The sequence below is a fragment of the Stenotrophomonas sp. SMYL86 genome (genome assembly GCF_036320025.1).
Classification (GTDB): domain Bacteria; phylum Pseudomonadota; class Gammaproteobacteria; order Xanthomonadales; family Xanthomonadaceae; genus Stenotrophomonas; species Stenotrophomonas maltophilia_A.
This window is the reverse complement of sequence record NZ_JAWIRU010000023.1, coordinates 23,619-36,601: the sequence shown is the minus strand read 5'-3', so window position 1 is coordinate 36,601 and position 12,983 is coordinate 23,619. Positions and strand designations below refer to the sequence as shown.

The 12,983-nt window shown below is 64.2% G+C and carries 8 protein-coding genes; 2 read left to right on the top strand and 6 right to left on the bottom strand.

Annotated features, from left to right (window positions below):
* Nucleotides 1-8: 8 nt before the first annotated feature.
* Genes V3B64_RS19320 through V3B64_RS19305 form a run of 4 tightly spaced genes read right to left on the bottom strand, consistent with a single transcriptional unit; the run spans nucleotide 9 to nucleotide 3,149 of the window.
* Nucleotides 9-515 carry a pilus assembly protein PilP gene (locus V3B64_RS19320; protein ID WP_032127850.1) on the bottom strand — a complete coding sequence of 169 codons (507 nt, stop codon included), beginning with the start codon at nucleotides 513-515 and terminating at the stop codon, nucleotides 9-11.
* A gap of 26 nt (nucleotides 516-541) precedes the next feature.
* Entirely contained in the window at nucleotides 542-1,198 is a 657-nt protein-coding gene (pilO, locus tag V3B64_RS19315) for a type 4a pilus biogenesis protein PilO (RefSeq protein WP_049400744.1), read from the bottom strand.
* Entirely contained in the window at nucleotides 1,195-2,091 is an 897-nt protein-coding gene (locus V3B64_RS19310; RefSeq protein ID WP_049422632.1) for a PilN domain-containing protein, read from the bottom strand. The genes pilO and V3B64_RS19310 overlap by 4 nt, the downstream gene beginning before the upstream one ends.
* Nucleotides 2,091-3,149 carry a pilus assembly protein PilM gene (locus V3B64_RS19305; RefSeq protein WP_010484061.1) on the bottom strand — a complete coding sequence of 353 codons (1,059 nt, stop codon included), beginning with the start codon at nucleotides 3,147-3,149 and terminating at the stop codon, nucleotides 2,091-2,093. The genes V3B64_RS19310 and V3B64_RS19305 overlap by 1 nt, the downstream gene beginning before the upstream one ends.
* 219 nt (nucleotides 3,150-3,368) lie before the next feature.
* Here V3B64_RS19305 and V3B64_RS19300 point away from each other — a divergent pair, with 219 nt between their 5' ends.
* Together V3B64_RS19300 and V3B64_RS19295 are read left to right on the top strand one after the other, a co-directional pair.
* Entirely contained in the window at nucleotides 3,369-5,792 is a 2,424-nt protein-coding gene (locus V3B64_RS19300) for a penicillin-binding protein 1A (RefSeq protein ID WP_071229171.1), read from the top strand.
* A 331-nt stretch (nucleotides 5,793-6,123) separates the two neighbouring features.
* Nucleotides 6,124-6,768: a hypothetical protein gene (locus tag V3B64_RS19295; RefSeq protein WP_012511978.1), complete on the top strand. Its 645-nt coding sequence runs from the start codon at nucleotides 6,124-6,126 to the stop codon at nucleotides 6,766-6,768.
* Nucleotides 6,769-7,049: 281 nt separating this feature from the next.
* Here V3B64_RS19295 and V3B64_RS19290 read toward each other — a convergent pair whose 3' ends face one another.
* Together V3B64_RS19290 and V3B64_RS19285 are read right to left on the bottom strand one after the other, a co-directional pair.
* Nucleotides 7,050-7,793: a hypothetical protein gene (locus V3B64_RS19290; RefSeq protein ID WP_329914738.1), complete on the bottom strand. Its 744-nt coding sequence runs from the start codon at nucleotides 7,791-7,793 to the stop codon at nucleotides 7,050-7,052.
* A 69-nt stretch (nucleotides 7,794-7,862) separates the two neighbouring features.
* Nucleotides 7,863-12,944 carry an ESPR-type extended signal peptide-containing protein gene (locus tag V3B64_RS19285; RefSeq protein ID WP_329914721.1) on the bottom strand — a complete coding sequence of 1,694 codons (5,082 nt, stop codon included), beginning with the start codon at nucleotides 12,942-12,944 and terminating at the stop codon, nucleotides 7,863-7,865.
* Nucleotides 12,945-12,983: the final 39 nt, after the last annotated feature.

Sequence of the window (12,983 nt, the reverse complement as noted above, 5' to 3'; positions counted from 1 at the left end):
GTAAACGATCATTGATCTTCAAGCGAGAGCGTTGCCGGCCGTTCCAGCCAGCCACCCGCGCCATCCGGCACCAGTTCGATCAGCTCCACGTGGTCTTCGAAGACCGCCGTGACCCGCCCGTCGCTCTGCCCCAGGTAGCCGCCCGGGCGTACCCGGTAGGTCACCTTGTCCGGCCCCATCACCAGCGCCACGGTGGCGGCTCCGGTGCCGATGGTGCCGACCATGTCCAGTGCGTCCAGCGGGAAGCCTTCCAGCGGCTCCTTGCGCCGGTTCGGATCCGGACGCAATCCGCCATTCCCCTGCTGCGGATTGGTCCAGGCATCGGTGAACGGGTCGCGCAGACCCTGTGCGGAGTATTCGAAGGTTTCGAACTGCTGCATCACCGGCAGCGGCTCCAGCGGCTGTGCCGGTCGCGCACGCTCGCCCTCCACCCACTTTTCAAGATTCGGCGCATCACCCGGCGTGCTGGTCACATCGCGGCCGCACGCGGCCAGCATCAGCACGATGGCAGCCATCCCACAACGCGCAAAGAGGGAACGGATCACTTCTTCTCCTCCTTGCCGGCGTCAGCCGCCTGCTGTGCCTGCACTTCGGTCTCATCCAGATAGCGATAGGTCTTGACCGTGCCGGACAGCTCCAGCGCACCGCTGCGGGCGTTGCCGCTGGTCTTGTCCTTGGGCTTGAGGTTGATGTCGTGCATGGTCAGGATGACCACGCGCGGCAGCGACGCCACGCCACTGACGAAGGCACCGAACTGGTGGTAACTGCCCACCATGCGCAGCTTGATCGGCTTCTCGGCGTAGAACTCCTTGACCTGCTCCTGCTCCGGCTCGAACAGCTCGTTGGTCAGGCCGCTGGACAGCGCCGTCTGCGAGATGTCGATGATCAGGTCCGGCATTTCGGTCTTGCTGGGCAGCTGCCGCAGCATCTGCTGCAGCACCTGTTCCATCTGTGCCAGCTGCTGCTTCAGCGGCGCCAGGTTCACCGCACGCTCCTGCTGCTTGGTGAACTCCGAACGCAGCTCGACTTCCTTCGATTCCAGGCCGGCCAGTTCCTCGCGCTTGCCACTGATCAGCAGCATCCACGCCACGAACATGATCACCAGCGCCAACAGCGAGCAGAAGACGATCTTGGCCTTCTGCGGCCAATTGCCGATGTCGTTGAAATCCAGGTTCTTCAGATCGATTTTCTGGCTCATGCGCGATCCCCCTGCAGCGGGGCGTTGAAGGCCTGCGGCGGCTGCGCCAGACGGCTGCCCTCGGGCTTCGGCGCAGGCTTTGCAGCCGGGGCTGCCGGCTGGTTCGGCGTAGCCGGGGCCGGGGTGGCAGCAGGTGCGTTGACCGGCGCGGCGGCGGGAGCGGGTGCAGCCGGTGCAGCAGCAGGCTGGCCGGCGGCCGGTGCAGCAGGTGCCGCTGCATCCGGGCCGGCTGCAAGCGGTGCCACTGCGGGCGGAGCCGGCGTTGCCACCGAACCATCGGCGTTGAGGCCTGGCGTACCGGCCACTTCCTCACTCTGTGCCGGCAGCTTCACCTTGACCACGAACACATAGGGCAGCGCCTTGATGTCGGCCAGCGGGCCCACCTTGCCGTCCTTGTCCTTCTCGGGATCACGCGCTTCGATGATCGACAGTTCCGGGTTGGTCATCCAACCGGAGGTCTCCAGGTTGCGCATGTACGCCGAAACACGGGCATTGGACTGGGTACGGCCTTCCAGGGTCAGCACGTCGCCTTCCTGCTTCAGCGCGGTCAGCACCAGGCCATCGGGAATCGTGCGCACCAGCGCATCGAACAGGTGCACCATCTGCGAGCGCTTGGCCTGCAGTTCCTCGATCACCTTCTTGCGGGCCAGCAGGCGTTCCTTCTGCGCGTCGAGGCGGTCGATCTCCTTGTTCTGTTCCTTGACCTTCTCGATCTCGGCTTCCAGATAGGCGTTGCGGTCCATCTGCCCGCTCACCTGGCGGTCGTAGTAGAACCAGATCACCAGCGACAGCAGCAGGCCACCGATCGCGGCCATGCCCAGCATTGCGTAGAACTCGCGCTGGCGTTGCTTGCGCCGCTCGGCGCGCCAGGGCAATAGATTGATGCGTGCCATCAGTCGAAGCTCCTCAGCGCCAGACCGGTTGCGATCATCAGCGCGGGGGCATCCTGGGCCAGCGCATGCGCGTTCACCTTCGGCCCCAGGGTCATCTGCGCCAGCGGGTTGGCGACCACGGTCGGCACGCCCAGCTGTTCCTCGACCATTTCCGGCAGACCGCCCAGCACGGCGCAGCCGCCGGCCAGCACGATGTGATCAACGCGGTTGAACTCGCTGCCTGCGTAGAAGAACTGCAGCAGGCGGCTGATCTGCTGGACCGTGGCTTCCTTGAACGGCTCCAGCACTTCCATCTCGTAGCTTTCCGGCAGCCCGCCCTGGCGCTTGGCCAGTCCGGCTTCCTCGTAGCTCAGGCCGTAGCGACGCATGATCTCGTCGGTCAGCTGCTTGCCACCGAACACCTGTTCGCGGCTGTACAGGCTGCGGCCGCCGCGCAGGACATTGAGGGTGGTCATGGTGGCACCGATGTCGACCAGCGCGACCACACCCTCGATGGATACCGGCAGCTCGCTGGCGACCAGGGCATAGGCGTTCTCGACCGCGAAGGCCTCCACGTCCATCACCTTGGCCTGCAGGCCACCCAGCTCCAGCGCCGACTGGCGCAGTTCCACGTTCTCCGAACGCGACGCGGCCAGCAGCACCTGGACCATCTCCGGGTTGTTCGGGATCGCCCCGATCACCTCGAAGTCCAGGTTCACTTCCTCGATCGGGTACGGAATGTAGTTGACCGCTTCCAGCTCGATCTGGGCTTCCATGTCGTTCTCGTCGAGCTCGGCCGGCATCGGGATCACCTTGGTGATCACCGCCGACCCAGCGACGGCGGCAGCGGCCAGCTTGGCCTTGCTCCCCGAGCGGTTCATCGCGCGGCGGATGGCCTCACCCACGGCCTCCACTTCCACGATGTTCTTCTCCACCACCGCATTCGGCGGAAGAGGTTCCACAGCGTAATGTTCCACACGAAAACGATTGCCACTGCGGGACAGCTGCAAAAGCTTTACCGCAGTCGAACTGATGTCGACGCCTACAAGCGGCGACTGACTTTTTGGGATGAGCCCCACGGTTTCTCCCCTGCCGACGGGCACTTGGACGCAAGACCTGCGCCCGAGCATTAATAACGTATTCTTAGCAAATGGCAACGGCCCTGCTGTGAAGTCCCTCACGGATTCACCATGCAGCCCCTGACTGTTCCCCTTGCGCTCCCCGGTGCCGACCCCAGCCGCCACCTTGCGTAATCTATACTCTGCGACCACGAAATTCGCAATCGGAATCTGAACCCGATGACTCGACTCCGCCGCTGGCTGCGCTGGATCTTCCTGATTGTCCTGGTCCTGGCGCTGATCGGCGCGGCCGCCGTGGGCGGTCTGTACTACGCCGTGTCCTCCAAGCTTCCCGACGTGCAGACCCTGCGCGACGTGGAAATGCAGGAGCCCATGTACGTCTATGCTGCCGACGGCAAGCTGATGGCGGTGTTCGGCGAGACCCGCCGTACCCCCATCACCATGAAGGACGTGCCCGAGCGCCTGAAGCAGGCGTTCCTGGCCACCGAGGATGCCCGCTTCTACGAGCATGGCGGTGTGGACTACATGGGCATCGGCCGTGCGGTGTGGCTGCTGGCCACCACCAACGACAAGCGCGTGCCGGGTGGCTCCACCATCACCCAGCAGGTGGCCCGCCAGTTCTTCCTCAGCTCCGAGTACAGCTACACCCGCAAGCTGGCCGAGATCCTGCTGGCGCGGAAGATCGAGTCCGAGCTGAGCAAGGACGAGATCTTCGAGCTGTACCTGAACAAGAGTTTCTTCGGCAACCGCGCCTACGGCGTGGCCGCCGCCGCCGAGTTTTACTACGGCAAGAAGCTGAACGAGCTGGACCTGGATGAAATGGCCTCGCTGGCCGGCATCCCCAAGTTCCCGTCTTCGGGCAACCCGATCTCCAACCCGGAACGTGCCCGCCAGCGCCGCGACAACTATGTGCTGCAGCGCATGGCCGACCTGAAGTTCGTCAGCCAGGCCGAGGCCGATGCGGCCAAGGCCGTGCCGATGCACGCCACCGCGCATGAGCCGCCGGTGCAGGTCGATGCCCCCTACGTGGCCGAGCTGGTGCGCCAGGAAATGATCGCCCGCTTCGGCGGCGATGTGGTCAACAAGGGTTACCACGTCACCACCACCATCGATGCCACTCTGCAGACCGCCGCCAACCAGTCGGTGCGCGACGGCCTGCTGCTGTACGACCACCGCCACGGCTGGCACGGCGTGGAGAAGCAGGTGCAGGTGGGTGCCGGCGAAGACGCCGCTGCCCTGGCCGAGCACCTGCGTGGCATGTACGGCCAGGCCGGCCTGCTGCCGGCCATCGTCGCCAGCACCGGTGCCGATGGCAGCGCAACGGTGGTGCTGGCCAACCGCAGCGAGATCGTGCTGCCGGCCGGCGCCGCCAAGTGGACCAACAAGACCCCGGGCAAGCTGGTGCAGCGCGGCGACATCGTGCGCGTGCGCGCCGGTGCCAAGGAAGGTGAGTGGCTGCTGGACCAGATCCCGCGCGGCCAGTCCGCGCTGGTCTCGCTGGATGCCCACAACGGCGCGTTGAAGGCGCTGGTGGGTGGCTTCAGCTTCTCCGGCAACAAGTTCAACCGCGCCACCCAGGCCCGTCGCCAGCCGGGTTCGAGCTTCAAGCCGTTCGTCTACGCCGCCGCCTTCGACAAGGGCTACAACCCGGCCTCGATCGTGCTCGACGCCCCGGTCGTGTTCCGCGACCGCCGCGGCAAGACCTGGGCCCCGCAGAACGACGGTGGCGGCTTCCGCGGCCCGATGCGCCTGCGTGAAGCGCTGGTGCAGTCGCGCAACCTGGTCTCGGTGCGCCTGCTCGATGGCATGGGCGTGGACTACGCGCGCAAGTACATCAGCGAGTTTGGCTTTGCCGAATCGGAACTGCCGCCGAACCTGTCGATGTCACTGGGTACCGCCTCGCTGACCCCGCTGTCGGTGGCCCGTGGCTACGCCGTGTTCGCCAACGGCGGCTCGCGCGTGGATACGTGGCTGATCGACCAGGTCAATGACCGCGACGGCAACCTGGTGTTCAAGGAAAACCCGGCACTGGCCTGCCGCGACTGCGCCGGAAGCAGCGACCAGCCGGTCAACCAGGTGGTGGACGGCTTCAACTTCGGTGCCCCGGCCCCGAAGGTGGACCCGGCTGCTGCGGCCAAGGCCGAAGCCAAGACCGAAACCCCGGCCGCGCCGGTCAACCCCGATGCCCGCACCGCCCCGCGCGCGATCGACGCCCGCACCGCCTACCAGCTGGTGTCGATGATGCGCGACGTGGTCCAGCGCGGTACCGGTGCCCAGGCCAAGGTGCTCGGCCGCGAGGACGTGGGTGGCAAGACCGGCTCTACCAACGACCACCGTGACGCCTGGTTCTCCGGCTTCGGCGGCCCGTACGTGACCACCGTGTGGGTGGGCCGCGACGACTTCCGCTCGCTGGGCTACCGCGAATACGGTGGCAAGGCCGCCCTGCCGATCTGGATCGACTACATGCGCACCGCGCTGAAGGACACCCCGATCGCGCAGAACGAACCGCCCAGCGGCATGGTCCAGGCCACCCTCAACGGCGCCACCGAATGGGTGAAAGTGGAAGACATGGACCGCCTGACCGACTACGACCTGAACCTCAATACGCCGCAGGCCGACGCCGCCGCGTTCGATATCTTCTGAGGAAGGGTTCGGTAGGTGCCGCTCTGGTAGATGCCAACCTTGGTTGGCGCCGATGCCGCTCTGGTAGATGCCAACCTCGGTTGGCACCGATGCCGCCCCGGTAGTTGCCAACCTTGGTTGGCGCCCTGTGCGACCAAGGTCGGCACCTACCAAAGCGTTGGTGGGTGCCAACCTCGGTTGGCGCCGATGCCGCCCTGGTAGATGCCAACCTTGGTTGGCGCCCCGTGCCGACCAAGGTCGGCACCCACCAAAGCGGTTGCATCCGCCATACCCACGCAGATGTCACATCCGTGCGCTAGTCTGTAGCCAGGTCGCAACAGGGAGTCATCGCATGCATCGCGCCCGTCAGCATGCTGCCAGCCAGACCCGCGAGCGGCGCCACCGCCTCGCCCACGAAGCCGCCCGCCTGATGGCCGAAGGCGGCATCCGCGACTACCACCAGGCCAAGTTGAAGGCCGCCAGCCGTCTCGGTATCCACGACGATGCCTCCCTGCCCCGCAACACCGAGATCGAGGACGCCCTGCGCGAGTACCAGCGGCTGTTCTCCGGGCCCCAGCACGGCAACGAACTGCAGCGCCGCCGCGAAGCCGCCATGCGCGCACTGGAGTTCCTGCACGGCTTCGCCCCTCGCCTGGCTGGCCCGGTGCTGGATGGCACCGCCGACGCCAACAGCCCCGTGCAGCTGCACCTGCACAGCGACGACCCGGAAGCCGTGCACCGCTTCCTGGACGAGCACGGCATTCCCGCCGAATCGCGGACGCGCCGTTTGCGCATGGACCGCGAGCGCTGCCTCGACGTGCCGGTGTGGGTGTTCAGTGCCGAAGAGCTGACCTTCGACCTGGCCGTGCTGCCCTACGACGCCCTGCGCCAGGCGCCGCTATCACCGGTGGATGAGAAGCCGATGCGGCGCGCGTCGGTGGCGCAGTTGCGGCAGGTGCTGGCCGAGGCGGAGATCACCGCGTATATCGGCGGGTGACGGTAGCGCCGGTCCATGGCCGGCGAGCGCAGCGGTGCCTGCCTTGGGTGGGTGCGGACCGTTGGTCCGCACTGTGCTTCGGGCATTTCGATTGCTGACCGAAGAGCAGTCGAGCATGGCTCGACTCTACAGGGGCGCTGCACCCGTGTTTGGTAGGTGCGGACCGCTGGTCCGCACTGTGCTTCGGGCATTTCGATGGCTGACCGAAGAGCAGTCGAGCAAGCTCGACTCTACAAAAGCGGTGTTACCTGCTCTGGCAGATGATGCGCATCTTGCTCCCGCTACCAGACAAAACGGGTATCGCGCAGCGGGTCGCTGAGCAGCCGCGGCAACCACGGTGCGGGGGCACGCTGCGGATATTCCCGCATCATCTGTGCGTGCATGGCCTGCAGGTCCCGCAACACCCAGGACTGGTAGTAGATGTCGTTGAACCCATCCGACCAACCACTCTTCACCCGCTCATGCTCGTCTGCCTCCAACGACGGCATCTGGTCCAACGACACCTCCAGGATCGTCGACAGCGCAGCGTTGATCTGCGCATTCTCAACACCCGCCTTGCGCACGTAGTCCAATCGATCGAGGACCCGCCCGCAATCGTAGGGGAAGCACCCGCCTGTGGCCATGATGTAGTCAGCGATGTCCGCCAGCATGTCGGCTTTCAGCCGCCACACCACTTCGCTGTCCATCACCTGCCGTACCCGCATCGTGCGCAGCGTGCTCGCCCGCACCTCCTCCGGCGTAGTGAACGGAGCACCCGGCGTGCTGCCCGCGTGGCGCACCAGCACGATGCGATGGATCGCCTCCCTGGTGACACCCTCGATGCGCAGCGCCGCTGTCTCCGGGTGCACGCGCGGCGTCGGCACGCTCAGCATCCGCCACATGTACCACAGCACCAGCAACAGACCGGCGATGCACAGCCCGCTCATCAGCGTCCACAGATCCAGGTTCCGTGTGTAGTAGCGATAGCGCGCCCGCCAGATGTAGAACGTGCGATAGCTGATGATTCCCTTTACCCATCTGTACATCGCCATCTCCTGGGCGAGGACCCCGGCGCGGCGGGGTGGATTACGCGCGTCACGCCGGGGCTCCATGGCTTACCAGCCGATGCCCACACCCACGCCCATGCTGCGCTCACCGCTGTTGGTGAACGCACCATTGAGGCTGAAGGTGGCTGAGCCCCTCTCGTTGAGCACGCGCTGGTAGCCCACCGCCATCGCCGACTCACCCTCGCTGTAACCCACGCCCGCACCGAGGCGGTTGTAGGTAGCCAGGCCGGCGGTGTTCATCGCCATCGCGCTCTGTGCACTGCTCATCGCGGCCATGCGGTTGAAGCGCTTGTCCATCTTGTCCAGGCGGCGCTCGAAGTTGCTGATCGCCCCATCGGTGTACTCGTTGGCGCGGGCCAGCATCTTCTCCAGCTCGGCGGTGTCGACCTGCGGCTTCGGCGAGTCGTTCTGCTTGGCCTTCGGCTGCGGCGTGGGCTTGTCGCCCTCGCCTACCGAGGCAATCTGCTGGGAATCCTTGCCCTCCGGTGCCACCGAAGTTTCCTCGGTCTGCGGCTTCGGCACCGAGGACGACGCCAGTGCACGCGGTGCCGGGGCATCGTCGATGCGCTGCTCCAGACCGTCCATGCGGCCGTTGAGCTGCTGCTGCATCGAATGCAGCTGACCACCGTTGACTGCATCGCGGCTACCGGCCGCGATCAGGCCGTTGGCCACGTTGGAGATGACCATGCCGTTGGCACCGGCGAGGGTGAGCTGGTTGACACCATCGGCGCGGACCGAGGGGGTGTCCTGGAAGACGGAGCGGAGCTGGGTTTCGACCTTGTCCACGCGCGAGGTGTTGGTGACGACCGCGCCATCCAGCGCCTCCAGTGCGCCATTCAAGGTGGACTGTGTCTGGCCCTGGACGTTGAAGCGCGGGCCAACGATGTTGCCGTTGGCATCCACCTCGCCGCCGAACGCGGAGAGCGCACCGCGCAGCTGGCCGACGGTGGCGGCGTTGTGGTTGGCGGTGCCGTTGGCGATGTTTACGAGGCGGCGTTTCAATCCAGCATTGCCAAATGATGCAACTCCCGCCTCGATTGCTTGAGAGTTGCTTCCAAGTGCCATAGAGCCGTCAGCTCCGGGCTCGACCCTTGTACCGACGCCAAAGGCAATTGCTTCGATCGCACCCCGCTCACCGGCCCTACCGACCTCAGCTCCAGTTCCGATGGCAAAACTGTAATCTGATCCTTCAAAGACCCTCGATCCGCGTCCAATGGCAATTGAGTTGATTCCAATCGCATGAGCGAACGTTCCAATTGCCGTACCACCATTAGCACCTGTTTTAGCGAAGTTTCCAATAGCAAGACCGACTGGACCAGCCTGAGCAGAGCCATAGCCAGGCGCGCTACCCACGCTGACGTACTGGCTGATGCCTTCCAAGGCCAACACACGGCTATTGGTCTCATAGAGCTGACTGCCGCGCACAACGTCCGAGCTATCAGCTGAAAGCTTCGCCTCGGCCACGCCAGTCAAGCGCGCACCACCGAAGTCGATCGGGCCGTTTCCATCCATCTCTCGCATTGCCTGCTGCCCCATCTCCCGCTCCTTGCGCATCGCGTCCAGATCATTCCGATTCTGCGAGATCTTCTGCTCTGCGGCGTACAGCTGATTGCCCGATACGGCATCACGGCTTCCTGGTGCCACCCGGCCGTCGGCAAGATTGGTCAGCACCATGCCGTTAACGCCATTCAGCGCGATCTGGCTCATGCCGTCAGCGCGCGCCGAAGGTGAATCCTGGAAGATCGAACTGAGCTGACCTTCCACCTTGTCCGCGCGACGGCCGGCGGTGACAACCGCGCCGTCGAGTGCCATCAGTGCATCCTCGACGGTGCTCTGTGTTCCGCCCTGCACCGTGTAGGCCGGGGCGATGATGTTTCCGCTAGCGTTCATGCCTGCTCCGCCACCGAGGGTGGCCAATGAATCCCTAAGCTGGGAGACAGTGGTGGCGTTGTGGTCGGCGGTGCCGCGGGCGATGTTTACAAGGCGGCGCTGGATGCCGACACTCCCGAATGACACAACCCCAACTTCATCAGCTTGGGAACCCATTCCAAGTGCCAACGAGCCGTGAGCTCCGCCTTCAACACTTGCGCCAGCACCGATCGCCACACCTCCACGTGCACCGCCAGCGTCTCCGCCGACCTGTGCACCGACTCCCATTGCGAACCCATTCTCGGAATCCACGGAGACAGTTGCCCCTCGGCCAATTGCGGTGGAGTTCCTCCCCATTGCCTCCGCAAAAGTGCCTACCGCAGTTCCTCCCTCCAGTCCCGTCTTTGCTGAATTCCCCACCGCAACGCCTGCCACGCCTGCTTCGGCGCGCTCACTGAAGGGCGCTGAGCCGATACTCACAAACTGCGCGATATCCTCAAGATCTGAGACGCGTGAATTGGTTGAATGCAGCTGCCTACCGGACACAGCCTCAGTACTGCTGGCGCTCAAGATCCCATCTGCCACACCACTGATCTTACGATTGGCATTGGCACTATTGCGCACATCCAACGTCGCACCACTATTCTTCCCGCCCAGGCGCACATCGCCAGACGCAGATGCCTGCGCCACCAGCCCGCCCAGCGCTGCTGTCTCGGCCAGCGCCTTGGCTGCATCCGTCTTCGCCACTGCAGCTTCCGTGCCCGCAGTCTTGGCAATGCCCTCCACCGTCGCCACCTTGTCATTGGTGGCGTTGAGCTGCCTGCCGTTGACGGCCTCATAGCTGCTGGCGCTGACCACTCCATCAGCCACACCAGTCAGCTTCCGGTTCGCGTTCGCGCTGTTGCGCACATCCAAAACGGTGCCGCTGTTCTTCTCACCGATACGGACATTACTGCTGGCACTGGCCTGGCTGAGCAGCCCGTTGAGCGTTCCTACCTGGGTCAGAGCGGTGTTTGCGCTGGTCTTGGCCGCGCTTGCATCACTCAGCGCAATACTGACGTTGCTGTTGGTCGCATTGAGCTGCCTGCCCGTCACCGCATCGGTGCTGGTGGTGGACAACGCTGCATCGGCAACACCGGTGATCTTACGACTCGCATTGGCGCTGTTCCGCACGTCCAGAACGGTGCCGCTGTTGGCTGCGCCCAGGCGGACATTGCCCGACGCAGAGTTCTGGCTCAGAAGCCCGGAGAGGGTATTGGCCTTGGTCAGCGCACTGTCTGCATTGGTCTTCGCGGTATCAGCAACGGATCGTGCGGCCGTGACATTGCTGTTGGTCGCATTCAGCTGCTTGCCTGACACAGCGTCAGTGCTCGTCGTACTCAGCGTGGCGTCTGCCACGCCGGTGATCCTGCGGCTGGCGTTTGCGCTGTTGCGGACATCCAGAGCCGTACCACTGTTGCCTCCACCCAGTCGCACACTGCCTGAAGCAGACGTCTGTGCCACCAGGCCGCCCAGCGCTTCGGTTTCCATCAGCGCCTTGGTGGCGCTCACCGTTGCAGCTTCAGCTTTCGACTGCGCGGTGCTGGCCAAGCTGTGTACCGAGGCAACCCGCTCGTTGGTGTAGTTCAGCTGGTTGCCTGTCACCGCATCGGTACTGCCTTCGGCGACGGTGCCATCGGCAATCCTCTGGATTTTCCGCAGCAACGAATCACTGCCTACAGAAACCGAGTCAGCGGTATAGGTAACCGACCCTGCCCCCAGGGCGACAGCGTTTCTGTGATTGGCCAACGCCCGATCTCCCATCGCCACGGAGCTGGCGCTAAGCGCTCTGGCACCGTAGCCGAGTGCGGCGGCGTACTGTGCATCGGCCTCGCTGGAGGCCCCCAACGCCATCGCGTGGGCAGCCTTGGCCTTGCTCGAATAGCCGAAGGCCATGCTGTACTCGGACTGCGCCTGGGCACCAGTGCCTACCACCACCGCAAAACCACCTGATGCATTGGCGTTGAATCCCACCGCCACGGCACCGTTGCCACTCCAGGCATCTGCACCGAGTGAGACACCTGCGTTCGACCCGGAGAGCTTGTTGCCTGCCGCATCCACGCCGGTACGGGCGCCGTGGCCCACCGCTACGCCGCGTCCGTTGTAGGCCACCGCATTGCTGCCAATGGCCGTACTTGGGCCGTAGCTGCCAGCCTCCGCAATGGAACCTTTTCCCACAGCAAGGTTTGTGGCATCAATCCTGTTGCTGGCGTTCTGCGCCAGGGTGCGTACGGCGGCTACATCGGATTTGACGGTGCCAATCGCACTTTCGGCCGTTTCCAGCTTCTTGTTGGTAGCGTGAAGCTGCTTGCCCGCTACCGCATCCGTGCTGGCATCGTTAACGCGGGCGTCAGCGACATTAACGATGCGACGCTTGATGGACGCACTTCCAACGGAGACCGTCGCCTCCTCGGTCGCAACCGAGCCCCGCCCAAGCGCAGTTGCGTTTGCAGCATATGCCTTCGCCTCATAGCCAATGGCGACGCTGTCATAACTTGCCCAGGTCTGCCCACCGAGCGCGATTGCGCCGGTCCATCCATTCGTGCCAGCGGATGCATTTCCACCAATTGCAATCTTGGAGATGCCAGCTCCCGAGTTGGTCTTCGCTCCACTACCAACGGCAATCGAGTTCAGTGTAAGTGCGCGCGCATCGTGCCCCACCGCGACAGATCCGATTCCATCAGCCAAGGAGTCTGCACCAAAGGCTGAAGCATGGCCGCCCTTCGCAGTTGCCCTGTATCCCATTGCCGAACTCAGTACGCCATCAATGCGCGCCCTTGGGCCAAATGCAGCGCTCTTCTCCCCGGCAACTGTTGTTGTATACCCGAATGCGGCGCTGTAGTCGCCCTGAGCTTTTGCTGCAAAGCCAAAGGCACCGCTGTAGCGACCTGGCGCGTCAGCGGCGTCGCCGTACGTAGTTGACCACGGTCCCGCCCCCATAATCCCAGAGCCCACAGAGAGAAATTCGGTGATTGGCTTTGCCGCACGAAAGATCAGCACATCGTTACCATCGAGCTCGCACTTTGGACCGCTGCTGTGCGCTGAGCAGCTCAAGGTATCGGCGTGCACTGCCGGCACACCAGTAGCCATCGACAGCACCAATGAACCACGTACAAGGCGAGCTACGCGTGCGTTCTTACGACCTCTGGCCGAGGTGATCTCGCTTGCCACCACCCAACACTGCTTGGCTGTATTCCAGATACGACGGTAGATGTGATTCATGCTCATTCCTTAACAAGACAAGGGAAATGAAGCCCCGCG

Bases quoted from the DNA above. Each gene is read 5' to 3' on its own strand.
- V3B64_RS19320 (WP_032127850.1), bottom strand. From the start codon at position 515: ATGGCTGCCATCGTGCTGATGCTGGCCGCGTGCGGCCGCGATGTGACC.
- pilO (WP_049400744.1), bottom strand. From the start codon at position 1,198: ATGAGCCAGAAAATCGATCTGAAGAACCTGGATTTCAACGACATCGGC.
- V3B64_RS19310 (WP_049422632.1), bottom strand. From the start codon at position 2,091: ATGGCACGCATCAATCTATTGCCCTGGCGCGCCGAGCGGCGCAAGCAA.
- V3B64_RS19300 (WP_071229171.1), top strand. From the start codon at position 3,369: ATGACTCGACTCCGCCGCTGGCTGCGCTGGATCTTCCTGATTGTCCTG.
- V3B64_RS19295 (WP_012511978.1), top strand. From the start codon at position 6,124: ATGCATCGCGCCCGTCAGCATGCTGCCAGCCAGACCCGCGAGCGGCGC.
- V3B64_RS19290 (WP_329914738.1), bottom strand. From the start codon at position 7,793: ATGTACAGATGGGTAAAGGGAATCATCAGCTATCGCACGTTCTACATC.
- V3B64_RS19285 (WP_329914721.1), bottom strand. From the start codon at position 12,944: ATGAATCACATCTACCGTCGTATCTGGAATACAGCCAAGCAGTGTTGG.